The organism is Flexivirga sp. G2, assembly GCF_055397625.1.
Map to the genome: position 1 here is coordinate 45,510 of NZ_AP039676.1, position 14,166 is coordinate 59,675.

General features: G+C 63.7%; 19 protein-coding genes. 3 read left to right on the top strand and 16 right to left on the bottom strand.

Features of this window, described 5'->3' with window-relative positions:
* Window positions 1-40: 40 nt before the first annotated feature.
* From ACZ50J_RS21950 to ACZ50J_RS21970, 5 genes are all read right to left on the bottom strand, one after another.
* Window positions 41-1,084, bottom strand: coding sequence for a hypothetical protein (locus ACZ50J_RS21950; protein WP_464301533.1), 1,044 nt, complete (start codon window positions 1,082-1,084; stop codon window positions 41-43).
* On the bottom strand, window positions 1,081-1,386 hold the full coding sequence (locus ACZ50J_RS21955) for a MarR family transcriptional regulator (RefSeq protein ID WP_464301534.1): 306 nt from the start codon (window positions 1,384-1,386) through the stop codon (window positions 1,081-1,083). The genes ACZ50J_RS21950 and ACZ50J_RS21955 overlap by 4 nt, the downstream gene beginning before the upstream one ends.
* A gap of 326 nt (window positions 1,387-1,712) precedes the next feature.
* Complete coding sequence (locus ACZ50J_RS21960; RefSeq protein WP_464301535.1) at window positions 1,713-1,985, bottom strand: hypothetical protein; 273 nt, start codon at window positions 1,983-1,985, stop codon at window positions 1,713-1,715.
* A 110-nt stretch (window positions 1,986-2,095) separates the two neighbouring features.
* Window positions 2,096-2,305: a hypothetical protein gene (locus ACZ50J_RS21965; RefSeq protein WP_464301536.1), complete on the bottom strand. Its 210-nt coding sequence runs from the start codon at window positions 2,303-2,305 to the stop codon at window positions 2,096-2,098.
* A gap of 43 nt (window positions 2,306-2,348) precedes the next feature.
* The gene (locus ACZ50J_RS21970) at window positions 2,349-2,588 is read right to left on the bottom strand and encodes a hypothetical protein (protein ID WP_464301537.1); all 240 of its coding nucleotides are present in this window, start codon (window positions 2,586-2,588) and stop codon (window positions 2,349-2,351) included.
* 987 nt (window positions 2,589-3,575) lie between these two features.
* Between ACZ50J_RS21970 and ACZ50J_RS21975 the strand changes: the two genes are divergently transcribed.
* Together ACZ50J_RS21975 and ACZ50J_RS21980 are read left to right on the top strand one after the other, a co-directional pair.
* A complete protein-coding gene (locus ACZ50J_RS21975) occupies window positions 3,576-3,887 on the top strand; it encodes a hypothetical protein (protein WP_464301538.1) in 312 nt (103 codons plus the stop codon).
* Between the two features lie 95 nt (window positions 3,888-3,982).
* On the top strand, window positions 3,983-4,498 hold the full coding sequence (locus tag ACZ50J_RS21980) for a hypothetical protein (RefSeq protein WP_464301539.1): 516 nt from the start codon (window positions 3,983-3,985) through the stop codon (window positions 4,496-4,498).
* A 7-nt stretch (window positions 4,499-4,505) separates the two neighbouring features.
* Here ACZ50J_RS21980 and ACZ50J_RS21985 read toward each other — a convergent pair whose 3' ends face one another.
* From ACZ50J_RS21985 to ACZ50J_RS22010, 6 genes are all read right to left on the bottom strand, one after another.
* Window positions 4,506-5,048 (bottom strand): hypothetical protein, encoded by a 543-nt coding sequence (locus ACZ50J_RS21985; RefSeq protein WP_464301540.1) that lies wholly within the window; start codon window positions 5,046-5,048, stop codon window positions 4,506-4,508.
* Between the two features lie 504 nt (window positions 5,049-5,552).
* Window positions 5,553-7,310, bottom strand: coding sequence for an SNF2-related protein (locus tag ACZ50J_RS21990; RefSeq protein ID WP_464301541.1), 1,758 nt, complete (start codon window positions 7,308-7,310; stop codon window positions 5,553-5,555).
* Window positions 7,310-7,684, bottom strand: coding sequence for a hypothetical protein (locus ACZ50J_RS21995; RefSeq protein ID WP_464301542.1), 375 nt, complete (start codon window positions 7,682-7,684; stop codon window positions 7,310-7,312). The genes ACZ50J_RS21990 and ACZ50J_RS21995 overlap by 1 nt, the downstream gene beginning before the upstream one ends.
* Window positions 7,685-7,962: 278 nt before the next feature.
* Window positions 7,963-8,793 (bottom strand): plasmid pRiA4b ORF-3 family protein, encoded by an 831-nt coding sequence (locus tag ACZ50J_RS22000; protein WP_464301543.1) that lies wholly within the window; start codon window positions 8,791-8,793, stop codon window positions 7,963-7,965.
* A 587-nt stretch (window positions 8,794-9,380) separates the two neighbouring features.
* Window positions 9,381-10,016 (bottom strand): RES family NAD+ phosphorylase, encoded by a 636-nt coding sequence (locus tag ACZ50J_RS22005; RefSeq protein WP_464301544.1) that lies wholly within the window; start codon window positions 10,014-10,016, stop codon window positions 9,381-9,383.
* On the bottom strand, window positions 10,013-10,573 hold the full coding sequence (locus ACZ50J_RS22010; RefSeq protein ID WP_464301545.1) for a hypothetical protein: 561 nt from the start codon (window positions 10,571-10,573) through the stop codon (window positions 10,013-10,015). Before ACZ50J_RS22010 ends, ACZ50J_RS22005 begins: the two co-directional genes overlap by 4 nt.
* A 429-nt stretch (window positions 10,574-11,002) precedes the next feature.
* Between ACZ50J_RS22010 and ACZ50J_RS22015 the strand changes: the two genes are divergently transcribed.
* Window positions 11,003-11,146: a hypothetical protein gene (locus ACZ50J_RS22015; protein WP_464301546.1), complete on the top strand. Its 144-nt coding sequence runs from the start codon at window positions 11,003-11,005 to the stop codon at window positions 11,144-11,146.
* 30 nt (window positions 11,147-11,176) lie between these two features.
* On the opposite strand, the gene ACZ50J_RS22020 is transcribed toward ACZ50J_RS22015, so the two are convergent.
* From ACZ50J_RS22020 to ACZ50J_RS22040, 5 genes are all read right to left on the bottom strand, one after another.
* Window positions 11,177-11,449, bottom strand: a complete 273-nt coding sequence (locus ACZ50J_RS22020; RefSeq protein WP_464301547.1) for a hypothetical protein — start codon at window positions 11,447-11,449, stop codon at window positions 11,177-11,179.
* Window positions 11,449-11,874, bottom strand: coding sequence for a hypothetical protein (locus ACZ50J_RS22025; RefSeq protein ID WP_464301548.1), 426 nt, complete (start codon window positions 11,872-11,874; stop codon window positions 11,449-11,451). The genes ACZ50J_RS22020 and ACZ50J_RS22025 overlap by 1 nt, the downstream gene beginning before the upstream one ends.
* A gap of 798 nt (window positions 11,875-12,672) precedes the next feature.
* Window positions 12,673-12,900, bottom strand: a complete 228-nt coding sequence (locus ACZ50J_RS22030) for a hypothetical protein (RefSeq protein ID WP_464301549.1) — start codon at window positions 12,898-12,900, stop codon at window positions 12,673-12,675.
* 52 nt (window positions 12,901-12,952) lie between these two features.
* A complete protein-coding gene (locus ACZ50J_RS22035; RefSeq protein ID WP_464301550.1) occupies window positions 12,953-13,300 on the bottom strand; it encodes a hypothetical protein in 348 nt (115 codons plus the stop codon).
* Window positions 13,300-13,878, bottom strand: a complete 579-nt coding sequence (locus ACZ50J_RS22040) for a hypothetical protein (protein WP_464301551.1) — start codon at window positions 13,876-13,878, stop codon at window positions 13,300-13,302. The genes ACZ50J_RS22035 and ACZ50J_RS22040 overlap by 1 nt, the downstream gene beginning before the upstream one ends.
* Window positions 13,879-14,166 lie beyond the last annotated feature (288 nt).

Here is a 14,166-nt window from a genome sequence, read left to right on the forward strand (position 1 = left end):
CGCCGCCGCCGCGATCTGACCCGGACCTCTGACTCGGAGGTCAACGGCTGCGGTAACGACGAGCTAGACCGACCATCACCGTCAGAAGCGCCATCAGTGTGATCCACGAGCCAAAGAACACCACGGTCCACTCGGTGCCCGACTGCGGCCTGAACACGAGCAACGTCATCGCCAAGGCGGCTGCCCAGGCACCGAGGCCAATGCACATACCGAGCCCGGCCTGACGCAGCGAATCACGCCAGAGCCCTTGATCGTCACGGTGCTCCCGCATCTCGCGCGCCATGGCGACGGCGTCGACCCGGTCAGCGGTGCTCAGATCGGCGAAATTGGGCTCGACGTGAGCAGCTTCGGGCGCGAGCCTGTAGTCCAGGATGAACGAGACTTGGGGGTGGTCGCCGTCCGCGGGTCGCGGCCACGGGAAGCGGCTGCCACTGCCCATGTTGGCGCCGAAGACTTGCGCGCAGAGCTTCACTGTCAGGATCGCGCACAGAACGCCCGCCATGAGGACGACACCGACCTGGGCAGCGGCCGGGCGCGCCGTCGCAGGTTGCCATGCCAAGGCGACAGTAATCGCATCAGTAGCGAGGACGATGCCCTGCATCAACAGGGCACGCGACCGGCCCGTGGTGGCACGCCACCACCACCAGCGGTTGAGGAGACCGGACGCCGCGGTCCACGCGCTAACGGTGATGAACACCCCGGCGCCTGCTGCACCCCACGCCGGATCGGTGTGGCCAACGTGGAGCGCGACGAACACCGCGCCGACCCGCAGTGAGCTGCGAAGCGCGCGCTCACTGACGTCGACCGAGAGGGGAGCAGGTGCGGTACCACGGTCGCGGTAGGGCACGTACCAGGTGGAGCGTCGATACAGGTGACGGCTGACGTAGGTTGCGCCGAACACTACGGCCAGGAACCCCAGGCACAGCCAGACCATCCCGGCTGGGTCTGGGACGTGGAAGGCGAGCCCGAGGAGCGAGAACAACAGGACGTCGGGGAGCATGGCGACGGCCCGACCTGTGAGGTAGAGGCGTCGACCGGCGCGGGTATTGATCGGGTGGACAGGGTGGCTGGTGACGCTGGTCATGACAGAGGGCTCCCGGTGAGGCGGCGGGCGAAATCGGTGATCGCACCTGGTCGCTTTGCGGCCCGGTGCAGGGTCTGTTTGCTGATGCCAAGTCGGTTAGCGATGTCCGCGAGTGAATCGTCGCTGTCGCGGATGAGGCGGTTGAAGATGTTGCTGCGCGCTCGTGAGGCTCGATTGGCTGCGTAGGCGGCATAAGCCTCGACTTCGGCGGACAAAAGCGCGACACCGTCGAGGCCGCCGTACTCGGGTGGCCATTCGTTGGGGAAGCAGCCGATGAGGTGGTCTCCCAGGTCTGTCAGCACCTTCGCGACGGTGCCGGGGGAGACACCTACTCGTTCGAATCGTTCTGCTGCGTCGACAATTTCGCCGGGGTCACGGTGTGTGAGTACAGTGACCCATTCGGCGTCGCTGTGGTGGTTCATAGGCACTCCCGGCGTGTCAGCACCCTGCTGACGTTAGCAGGGTGCTGACGGTCGTGGCAAGCGCTACCGACACGCGCGTCGGAACACAGTCAAGAGACCTACCATGAAGCCACGTGGTAGGTGTCTTGCAGAAGCAGCCACGGAGTCCCGCTAAGGAGTAACTCCCGGCCCTACCGTGGGCATGAAGTCCTTGATCGGGACGGTGACTACCCCTGATCGTCTTCGGGAAGCTGTGCTGATCGCGCCTCGGCGACGCTAAATCGAATGCCTGGCCAAGACCCAGCCGGGAACACGAAACTCGTGCCGTCGTCATCAATGACGGTCAAAACCCCTGCCCCGTGATAAGCCGTCGAGAGCGTGTCGGGGTTCAGCAGGACGAGCCTGCCACCAGCGGCGCGTGAGAACATCACGACGTCCTTGCGCTCTAGGTGTAGGACGATGTTTTCGTGGGGCTGGGTCGTGCTGTCCAGCTGTTGCACGACCACTGGCCCTACGCCTGGTACTAGCAGGACCAAGTGGGTTACCACGCTCTGAGTTGTCTGCTGCGGTTCTCCTGGCAGGGCGCCACCGCCTACTCCGCGACCGACCATCACTTCGTCCTTTCGTTGTTGCGCAATGTGTTTCGCTGTGGCGTTGAGTGGCTGGCGTGGCCGTATTGCTTACCGAGCGTCCCCGGGTGGTCGTTGACTTCCATGGTCACGCCACCCTCTTCGAGCGTGCGTCGCAGATCGCGTAAGTAAGTAAGCGGGTAGAACCACCTGCCACCGTCACCTGTTGAACCGGGTGCTGTGCCGGTCATGGGCCCCTCCTTTGCGTTGTTCCGAATGTATCGCTCGGGTGCGTCACGGTGCCCAGACGAGGACGTAGCTGTCGCCCAGGGCGACGGTCTGTGCCATCTGAGAGCAGTCGAGTGAGTTGCCGTATAGAGCGACGTAGCCGAAGACGGTTCTGACATACACCTCGCGGTATTCGGATGCGCTCTCGTCGGGGTTGCACACGAGCACGGCACCCTCGGGGACGCTGGTGAAGTCGCTCTCAGCCCTGAGGGCAGCGGTGGTCGCGGCGGCGGTCTGGTTCGACATAAGTGTTGTCTCCGTCTCGGGCGCGTGGGATGTTCCGACACGAACAACGATACGGCGCAAGGGTGAGTCGTGGGAGTGGGGTTTTGTCGGCGCAGGCGGTATTGGAGATGGACGAATCGGGCTGGGTTGTTTCTAGCGGTCACCAACACTTCGGTAGGCGTAGTGGTGGTGCGAGCAGTTGCGACCGCCGATACGGATAGCTAGAGTGGTGGGACGACCACTACTACTAGTGAGGTTTGCCATGGCGAGAGGCCACACCCGATCAGCCCGCGCCCCGCTTGACCCGGGAACCGAATTCAACCTCCGGCAGCTGGCGGACGAATGCAACGTCTCCCGGGCGGCGGTTACAGCAGTCGTAGTAGACCTAGCGAGCCGTGAGCCCGCCGTCAGCAAACGCGCGCGAGCCACCCTTGACGCCTGGCGGACCGGGTCTGCAACCGCGTGGCGTGACCTCACCTTGCCCACGGCAGCCGCTGAGACCCTCACCCTGACACTCGGCGCGTGGACCCCGGAACCGCCGCCAACCCCAGTCCCGTTCCACCGGGACGGCTACGGGGTGGCCTCCGGGTGGACATTCAACGACGACGCGGTCATCGCCGCCACGCGCGGTGTCTGGCGCTCGAAACTCCCAGCCGGTCCTGCACGCATCGTCGGTTTCCGATACGGGCTGCCAGTTGCACACCTATGGGGCGAGAAGTGGGCGCGTGACACCACCGACCCGAAGCGCGTTTACGCTTCCAAATGCTTCGTGTCACGGCACGGGCGATGGGTGGACGTCGTCACCGGCAGCGACCTTGGTCCGCTTGATAGCGAAGATCAGGCCGTCGAAGAAGCTTTGAAGAAGCTCGTCGTATACCCACCCGGCACTCAGAACCCCGTCTCCTGGCTTGCCAAAACCGGGCACCGCAAATGACCTCGGCACTGTCGCCGTACACCGGTACCGTTGTCTCCCGTCGGAACATCCACCATTCCCGCGAGGAGACACCCATGCCCAACAACAGCTCAGACACGTTCGCGCCGATCACCGCCGTCGAAGTACGTCACCTGCATGCGATCCTCGACGCCGCCGAGCACACTTCCAAGATGAAGTGGCTCAGCGACCCCGATGCGGACGTGATCCGGACCGGCATCGCCCGCAGGGTCGGCCCGTTCGACGGGGCAACCCAGCACGACGCACCCGACCTGCGCGACCAGTACCTCCACGTCTCTGGCACGCCCGGCGAGACCTGGCTACCGGTCCGGCAGGTGCTGCATATGCTCGAAACACGCACGCTGTTCTTCACTCCGGCAGACAAATAGGAGGTGCCGTGGTGACTGATCTTGACGGGCTCACACACATCGCTGACACCGTCCGTGACGCAGTGCTACGCACACACCACGAACGGTCATGCCTGATGAGTACGCGCGTATTTATCGCAGCGGCAAGGTATTTCGGGGTATTCGCACGCCCGGTCCCGGTCACCGTCATCTATCTCAACCACGCGATGGTCCAAGCAATCGACGCCGAGCTGCACGAGGACCAATACCCGGCAGATGCGTGGAGCGTCGGTGTGGAGGGCACCGGCCAATTCGGGCTACACAACGACCCGAAAGGCTGGGACGGGCACATGGTCGCCGTCGCAGGTGAAGCCCTGGTCGACCCCTCGGCTGACCAGTTCTCCCGCCCGGAGAAGAACATGCAGATCGGGCCGTTTGCCGCCCAGTGCCCGCCCGGATGGGGGAAACCCGGGGACACGAACCCACTTGTCCTCCGCAGCGGAGCATCCGGTGCGGTGCTGCGATACCTGCCAATGCCGGACCCAGGGGAGTGGAAGCAAGGGAACGACTGGAAGGGCCACAAGCGGATTGCAGACGAAGCGATTGGCGGCACAATCCGGGCTCTGAAAGGTGAGGGGTTCCAGCTGCGCTGAGCGGTCCTCAGTCGCCGGGGCGGCAGGAGACCATCGCCGCGGCACGGACAGCCTTTTCCGTGGGGTAGCGCGCTTGGTAGGAGATGTAGTCCTCTGTTGCCTGCTGCGGAGTGACAGGCTCCGCCCACCGAGTCAACGCGTCAGCTCGCAACACCTTCGTGGCGTGAGGCGAGACCGTGAATGCACTGAGGCGCACCACAATTCCAGTGATGGAGTCGACGTACACGATCCTCAGGAACAGGTGACCGTTGGTGTCATCCGCCACCCAGTCAGGCATTTCGCTGCCGACCGCGCGGGTACCAGGGAACTCGACCTGCACACTGTTGAGGTACTGCACCGATGCCACGATCTGCGACTTATGGGTGGTGAAGAAGACTCTCGTGCGTGCACCCCACGCCTCGATTTCGGACTCCCGAAGCCCGGGTTGGGCGCCGAACAAAACCCCCACCTCCGGGACCCACATCGACCCCGGCTTGTGAGACCACTGATCCTCGGGATACGGCTGGCCGTGTTCGATCCGTAGGGCGTCGTCCGGTGAGGGGCTGGTCATAGCGCAATTGTGTCAGGGGCGGCCCCAGACTCTGCGCGAGCCGTTCGGCGTCCGCTTGGAGTTTGGGCAATGAGCCTGCCGACCGAGTGGCAGGCAGCATCATCAATCGCGAGCAGGAACCGAGCTTCTTGGTTGACCTACCTCCGTTCGACGTGCGGATAGGCACGTCGGTCACCGACGAGATAGCGCAGCGCGCAGAGCACGGCGCCGCTCTAGTACCTTCAACTGTTTCCGAAGTTCTCGTGTATCCCGGTCATTCAGGACAGACACGATCGGACGCGGCTTCCATCCGGGGTTGCTGGCGCGACCCGCGATTTGGCGGACCAGTCGGGTTGTACTGTCACGTAACTCGGCATCCGACAAAGACGAGGAAGCCGTTCGGAAGCACCACCATCCCGGAGGGACCGCATCAGAAAGACCACGGGAGAACGGTTTGCTACTCATGACTGCGTCCTGTTCTGATCGGGAGAAGAGTCCTCTGGCACATTGGACAGGGTATGGCGGTCAGGAAGCGAGGGCTGAGGTGAACTCAGCCGGGTCGATGCCGTTCTGTCGCAGCAGGTCGACCGCCAGGTCACGCATCCGGGTGCCAGCATCCGGAAGTGCCGCTAACGGGGCAACATTCGGGTTCTCGATCGGCGCGGCCTGCTGTTGCTTGATGTTTAAGACCTCGGCGATCTTCGGGTCTGCCCCATGGTCAGCCATTAGGTAGTACCCGACGACCTCGTGTTCTTGCCCGTCGCGCGCGAGCCGCCCGAGAGCTTGGTCGTGCATCTTCGGTGACCAGTCCAACTCGCCGAACACGCCCACTTTGCAATGGTGTTGGAGGCCGTCGATCCCGGAGCCTGAGCGCAGCGACATAATGAGGACACGAGACTGACCGGCCGTGAACGAGGTGAGGGCAGCGTGTTTTTGGGCCGGGCTTTCTTGGCCGGTGTAGAACGCCGGGTTGAACTCGGTCAACGCCTGCCGCCACAAGTCATAGACGGCGTGGTGCCAACCCCACAGGACAACCCGTTCCTCGGTGTCGAGGAGTGCCTTGACGAACGCGGCGACGAAGGGTGCCTTGGCGATCCCCGTTGCCTGCCGCAACAGTGTGTCCAGTTCCCCGGATGTGCGCCACCTGGTGGTCTGGTCGGTGGTCCGAGCCAGGATCAGTTTCGCCAGCTCGACGGCGTCACCGGATTGCTCTTGAAGGATGGAGGTGTCGGCGTCGATCACGTGCGGCACCTTCACTGGTTGGCCGTATGGCAGTTCTCGGCCGACCTCGTCACGGGTGCGGCCAATCATGAGACCGGACGCCCGCAGGTGGATGGACAAGGCACGCGGATTGGCGACCGTCGCTTGCTGGTCGCCCGATGATGTGACCCAGGAAGACCCGCCCCACTCGCGTAAGAATTCGTCCCGCGTACCGAGCGCGCCGGGGGAGATGATGTCGAGGATTGAGTGCACCTCTCCCGCGTAGTTAATGACGGGCGTTGCGGTGGTTCCGACGACATACAAAGCCTGCGCAGCGATGTGCGCCGCGGCGGCGCCCTTGTCGGTGTGCTGACCGCGGCGAAGGTCTTGTGCTTCGTCCAAGATGAGGGTGCGAATCTGCCCGGCCAACTCGTGTCGCCAGCCTGCGAGCTTCGCGTAGTTCATGATCAGCACGTCGGGTGCGCCGCCGTACTTGGCGAAGTCGTACGGGGTGCCCTTCTTGGCGATATGGACGCGCAGGTCGGGCCAGATCGTGTTCAGCTGAGCTTGCCACTGCATCGGCAAATGCGTCGGTGCGACGACCAAAGCAGGCAGTGCTCCCGGGTTCCGCAGGGTCAAAGCGGACTCATGCGTTTTCCCAAGCCCCAGGTCATCGGTGACGAGCACCCGCTTCATCGTCGTGATCATGTCGAGCACCGGCTGTTGATAGGGCCGTGTCGGTTCGGCCGCGACCTTGAAATCCGTGCCGTGGTCAACGTGTTCGCCGCTGAGGATCGCAGCAACTGCCCGCTCACTCGCCCGATGAGCACGGCACCGAGCGTTGAGGGCACGCTTTGTGGCCCGGTCCATGGCCAACGGCCAACGGCCGTTGACCCAATCAAGATCACGGGCGACCTCTAAGTTGTCTGCGATCAACAAGGTGCCGTCAGCGCCGGTGCGGACCCTCGGGAAGACCCGTTTGAGCCGAATCACCAGGTGCGGCTGAGCATCAATCGCCCACGTTCCTACCCGGTGGCCCCGCTCGGGCTTGCAGTAGCGCAACTCGCCATACGTGACGGCCATCAGAGTGCTCCGTTGAGTAGGACGACCCGCAGCGGTTTGCCACCGACAGTCGTCGGCAAGGTGGCGTGATCGACCCGTGTCGTGAGCAGGACGAGCGCATCGAGCGCGTCGGAGTGCGCATACCGCTGGCACTGGCGATAGGCAGCGATCGCGGTCCCAGCGGTCTTTACCTCGATACCGATCCGCCCACAGAGGATGTCGATGCGGTCACGGGCAGTGAGCTGCACTTCCCGTGTGACCGGAATCTCGGCCGCGGACAGGGCCTCGCTGAGCGCAGCTTGGAGTCCTGATTCGTCGGGGTACGCGTACCGGAACCGCGTGAGCGCGGCGCACACAGCGTCGGTTGTGAGGACCGTAGGGGGGAGCGCTGTCATCAGCGTCAGCCCGCAGCAGCCAGAAGTGCGGCGCGGTCTCGTTTGGCACAGTCATCGGCCAATGATTTGACCGGATACGGGTGGCCACAGACCGTGCAGTAGTTGGGATCACCTTCGTGGCCAGTCTTGTTCTGTTCACTCACAATTTGCTCCGCCTCGTGGGGTGATCCGACAAGACTGAGGTTAGCAGCTAAGGAAGGTCACGGCTTTGGCCGAGCACGTTGACCTGTTCGCCACCCGCCAACCAGCGCAGCACAATACTGGTCGCTTGGTGGAGGTTAGACGCGATCTAGATACTCGTCAGACACGGCGGGCACATTCAACGTTGTCAGGTCGGTTGGCAGACCGCCCTCACCCTCTTCGACATAGAGGTAGTTCTCCTCGGCGTCATCGTCTTCCTCGGCATCGCTGCCAGACCATTGGCGGTACATCGCTTCCTGCTGGCCAGCTATCGTGAATGGCGTCGGTTCACCCCATGAGTACCACCACCTGACCAGTTCGTCGTCATGACCCGGAATAGCGACGTCGCGCCAGGGGCGACCGGTTGCCTTCTGTCGAGCGGTGAGTTCTTGTAGTTGCATCAGTTTCGCGGCGTACCCAGCGACGCCCCCTGAGTCCTCCACGGGGCAGTCTCCCGCCCCATCAATGAGGACAGGGCCGCCAAGCAGCATGCCGCCACTATGCACGCGGGTCACCGTGCAGTCGTGAACCCACCGATCGCCGAAGTCGTACTCGTAGACGAACTGTTGCCCTCGCGTGAGGTGTCGACTGAGTTCGACCAGGTCTTCGTCATACTCCAACCGCTCCGTGCGCAGCACGCGCTTCGGTCGTTGGACGTGCACGGTTTCCACCGTGGAGGGCGCGAATGTCGCACCGGCAACGGTGAACTCGTGCATGTGATAGTCGAGCCAACCCATCGCCGACTGGATCGTGTAGTGGAGGTCGGTGAGCGTCCCGTACTGGGTGATCGTGAAGTGCCGCCATATCGGATACGGGGCGTCGCGCAGTTCCACGCGAATGTCAATGGGCCCGCCAGCGCGTCTGCCTCGCGCGGGAAAGCCATCTGGAAGGATCGGCATTTCGTCGTCGTCAACGACCATCATTGTCATGGGTCTGATCGTTGCATTGAACACTTGGAGTGTCATCGCTCTTGGTACGGCTAGTTTTTCGCTTCGAGTTGCAGCCAAGACTGACCAATTGCTGCGAGTAGTTAATCATCACTGTGTGTTATGTCGGCGATCGCTATTCAGATCGGTGAGTTATGGCAGATCACGCCCGTCCCGCTCGTTGGCGTCAGGGCAGCCAACGTGAGTCACGTGGTGCGTAGCTTTCGCCGGACCGCATCAGCGTGCATGCGATGCCTCACCCTCTATGGAGCGGACGTGACGTGTGTAGTGGTGAACTGAACTGACTGAAAACCGTTGGTAGTATTGCCGATCCAGTCTCCAATGACGTAGTAGAGGACAAGGACGACATTACCTCGCTGCTGACGATGAGTGAGGGCGCGCCTGCGCTAACAGGCACGCCCTCGGGACGACTCCTGATGCGCCTAGTAAGCGAAGGATTCGTCGTGCCTGATTGTAGTGGTGGGCTGTCCTGGGAGCGACTCGTTACCCGATGGGCTTTTCAGTGTCGCGGGTGAGCTGGTCGAGTGGGGCTAGTCATCCCAGCCGACGAACGGACGGCGGCGTGGCAATCAGATGAGCCGGTATCCGGCATTGCGGTATCGATGGGCGATTTTGTCGAGTCGGTCCCACAGTAGGTCGTCGGCCAAGGCTTCCGAGAAGTCTGGCAGGGCTGGGAACGTGGCAGACGCGGGTGCCCAGAGTGTGATGTTGGCGCGGCCGGTCAGCGTGCTGGGGCTATACAAGCCGTCGAGGTCAGGTGATGCGTCTCGGATGGCTCGGGCCCAGGCCCGGCATGTCGAATGCGGTGCTGTGGTGAGTGCGGCGGATGCGCCGTTGCGTAAGGCCCAGTCGTCGGTGAGGTTGAGCAGCCGCAGGGGGCGATTCGGGGTCCAGGAGGTTGCCCGAGGGGTGCCGGTGTTCGGGTCGATCAGGCGGGTGGCCTGAAAGGTTTCGACTACGGCGGTGGCCAGGTCGATGGCCGCGTACAGGACGCCGTGCCCCGGGTGGTGGCCAGCGGGCTCGGGGTGCGGGTCCCATCGGCAGTTCGCGGCGGGCCCCCACCCACGCAGCGTGTCCCAGCCGAGCACGTGGGTGCCGCTAGTGCGGTGCACTCGCCACAGCGCCCCGGCGAAGGGCAGCACGTCCTCGGGGCCGACGGTGACGGGCCGGGGTGGGGTGCGGGGGCGCTTCGGGTGCTGACTCACTCGTGTGCCATGCCGGTCAGCCAGTCCGCGACAGCGGCGGGATCACCGCCACTGTTCAGCCATTCCACTGGGGTGTGGCCGTCGAAGTCGGGGTGTGTGGAAGTCATGAATGCGTCCACGGCCAACGGGTGCAAGGCGGCTGGGATGGCGGGTACCACCTGCGCCAGTCCGGGAAGGACTGTTCGGTCATCAGTGAATTGCCAGCGGGGAAGGTAGCGGCGGGCGCGCACGGTGAACGCCCAGAGGCTCTGGTCTGTCAGTCGGTGTGACAGGCGGGACCGCGACACGCCTAAGAGGTCCGCTGCCTGGTCGAGAGTGAATGCGGACGCGAGTGTGTCGGACAAAGTGTGTGCAGCGGTGAGTGCGCGGCGTCGGTGCAGGGAGCCATGTGCGCCACCGTCGCTATCAAGATCGGGCCCGCCGTGCTCGGCCAGGTAGGCGGCGGCTGACGCGGCGGCCGGGGTCGCCCCACGCGGCGGCACAGTGGCCAACTCGGCGTCGACTTCGTCGGCGCTTAGGCCCCCGAAGTGTCGTTCCAGAACATCCCAGGTACCCATGCGCACACTTTACCACTGCAAGCTGGCTATGTGCGCATCGGGACAGCCCTGGTTCGGTCGCTTGGCCGGAGCCAGTCCAAGGATGGCGATATCGCGAGTCTCGCTGTCCCACGCGGTCGCTCAACAGGGGCGTTGCTCGGTGCCTGGCAGGTCTCAGACCTGGTAACCACGTTGGCGGATCATCTTAGCGGGACGCCTGATCCCGTGCGGGGCCGACGTTTTGGAGTCGGTGCAGCGTCGTTCAGATGCCATGTTTCCCAACGTAGCAGCGCATACAGGTCAGCACGCTGCTTCCAGCAACGGTCGCGTCGGAACATGCCAGTTCTGCGTCTCCAAGGTGTCGGATGAAGGACTGTGGCTAAGCATGATGACTGTGGGTTCATGCCGCTAACATCAATTGCGTCGGAACATATCGAGAGGAGCGCAATCGTGCAGGATTACATCGTGACGTACACGTCCATGGTCATCGAAGCAGACAACGAAGAGGAAGCAATCGCCAAAGCCGATGCCGGGGGCGGCGGTCACTGGGAAGCGCGCCCGTTCACGAGTGTCCCGGGCCAGACGATGCCATAACTGGGCACACGATGCTGGTGACCGCCCTGCTCACCTTGGTGGCAACCAGGGCGGTCGCTCTGACGGCGTCCACTGGTAGGTCTTCTTGCGGTGCATGCTGAACGCGAGGAGCACCGCACAGCATGAGGACAGAACGGCGCATCCGGCGAGCACCCATGTCGGGTTGGCGATCAGCATGATGAGGCTGACTACGCCGATTACGGCGAAGGTGATCAAACAGGCGTAGTCGATCTTCACCTGCGTCCGGTGGGCGCGTAGCACCAGTTTGGGGTCGGGCTGCCATTCGGATGGTGTCTCGGCCATCACTTCTCCCCCGGCCAGGGGTGAGCGCTGGGCAGCGGCCCGTGGTCGGTGTAGGTCCCGGCGTCGAGGTCGAAATGCGTGTCGTGGTGCTCGTGGCTTCCGCCCGCGTGCGCGACGGCGGCCAGCACCAGGTTCAGTGTCGCCCGATCGAGCCCTGACAGAACATGCGAGAGGGACACGACCTGCTCAGTGCTGGCCAGGGACGCCGCGATGTCCAACACTCGCAGCTCTCCCCCGGACAGATAACCGGCGTCAGCTGTGGCGTCGGCGTCGAACCACCATCGGTCGCCCTCGGGGTGAACCCACGCGCCGGACAACAACCGGCCGTCGTACGCCCGGATAAGTAGTTCGACCGCGGCCTCAGTCGCGTACATGCCACGCGCCCACTGGCGAAGCCCAGCGGCCACAGTCTCGCGGTCGGTCATGCTGGACTCCCCTTCGGATCACGAGTGTTTACGGTCAACCCAGCGTATGGGAAGGGTGAGACCACCGGGGCGAGGTCAACGCCGCCGGACGTCGCTGGCGTCCAACCAAACCCCGTGAACGGGTCTGACTTTCTCGTGCCATACCGCGACGAATACGTGTCGGCCCACCCATCTGGTTGCCTGCCCAGGAACCCACTCTTGGCTGTCGGCCCACACCAGGTGCGCCATCACAGGGATACGGGGTCGGGTCGGAACCTTCCGCGGGTTCGACGGCCACGACGCGTTCACCAGCCGTTGCGGCCCGGAAGGACGTGACGCGGCCTGCGCGATGCCATTGTCCACGCCAACAAGTGTGTCCTGTGGGGCTGACACCACCGGTTGGCCGTTTGGTCAGCGGGTCTGGGTTTGCTCTCTCCCCTGCCCGCCGTGCGAGGGCACCTGGCGGGGCCTACCGACAGGCATGCCTGGTGACGATGTCAATCATGCCGTGACTTTGCTGCCGGGTTCAGCGGCAAGGTCACTCCGTGTTTGTCTTGGGCAGCTGCTGGGATGCAGGCGCATCGGCCACGGGCTTGGCGTCGGATCGCTGTGCGCGTTGGTGGAGTGGCCGCAGAACCTGGATTCCGTAGGCGCCTCGGATACTCGCGTATATCCGGTCGAGGACGGACAGTCCGCCGTACTCGACCTGCTCACGTAGGAAGGCTGGATTGTCACCGCCCGGTTCCGGCTTCGCGTGAGTCATTGACACTTCGTCGCCGTTGCTGAAAGCGACTGTCACAGTGACAGATTCGACGTGCATCACAACTCCTCGTCCTGGTGGCGTGCGAACGCCTCGTCTAAGTCTGATCGGGGGACGCGCAGAACGAGTTCCTGACCAATTTCCACGACCGTCGAGTGCGGGTACTTGTCGGCGAACGCGGCCAGGACAGTGATGACGTCGTCTGCCCGCCATGGCGCCTGTGAGCAGGTGACCGTGAATGTCGCCACTTCCCCGGTCGGATGGTGTTCTCCCTCAACGGAATCCATCGCGTACTGATCCTTCGCTACCCCACGGAGTGCGCTGCCCGAGCTGGGCCGATCACCGCTCATGATCGACTCGGCGTGGGTGGCACAGGGCTTGCGCGGCGTCCCAGAACGCGACGATTTCGGGGCCGTCGCAGCAGTCGAGGTCGCGTTCAAACGGGACGTCGGTGACTTGGTGGCTCGCAGGCATCTGCTTTCCGCCGTGGTCTGTCGAGTAGTTCAGGGCGCCGGTTTTCACGATCACGAGTTCGCTGAGTTCGGCACCGATGATGTCCCAGGCGGCTTCAAGGTTGTCGTCGGCGAGGCATTGCAGCACGGCGGACAGCTCGCTGTCCCCGACGATGAACCCGTGCTCGTCTACCAGGTGAGCGTCGAAGGTCGGCGCCTGCTTGATGGTGGTCATTACCGGTCTCCTTGATGTTGGCTGCGGTGTTCGGTGATGCGGAGGCAGTAGTCGGTGACGTCGGGGCCGAATGGGTGGCCTTTGCCGAGTGGGATGAGGTCGGCGGCGGTGATGCCCATGGCCGTCATTTCAGGTGAGGGCAGCATGTGCCCGTCCCGCGCGTACATGGACCCGCCACCGACCCACGTCGTGTATTTGCACCCGGCGAGGTGGGTGGCGAGAGTCGGTTGGACGTTTCGTTCGATGACGGCGACGATGATCGCCTTGTCACACCCCCAGGACACCCCGGTCGGGTAGTCCGGATCGTCGTTCCGGTCTCCCTTTGGGGTGACGTTGTAGAGGTCTCCCCTGGCTGCGATGTCTTCGATGCTCGCGGGGTGCGGGTGCCGCCAGTTCGCGGCATACGCGCGGGCGTGGGCCTTGTCGTTGGTGACATACACGCGGTCGGAGTCATAGTCGGGGAACTCGGCCGCGAGCTGCGTTGCGCTGCGCACTCCGATAGTGCTGCTCGGGCGGATCACATCCCCCACGCGGAGACCTGGTGCGCCGCCGTGCCAGTAACGGGTCAGCTTCGGCATGGCAGACAGTCCTCGCAGATCAGATGGGCTTCGATGTCATCTGGTGCCCACCAGGACCATTGGCGGGCACCAGCGTTGAGGAGATTCGCCACGGATCGGCCGCATTCTTCGCAGGCTTCGAATGCCCCGACGGCTCGTGCTTCCTCTTCGGACAAGTCGCCGCGTGCAGGGTCGATTTCTCGTGCGTTGGGCAGAGTGCAGGTGACTGTCATTCTCGTTGCTGGTCCTCGTGATCCGGCGGTTTGGTCGTGTCCTCGGCTATGAACGTACCCGCCGCAGCGGGTCACC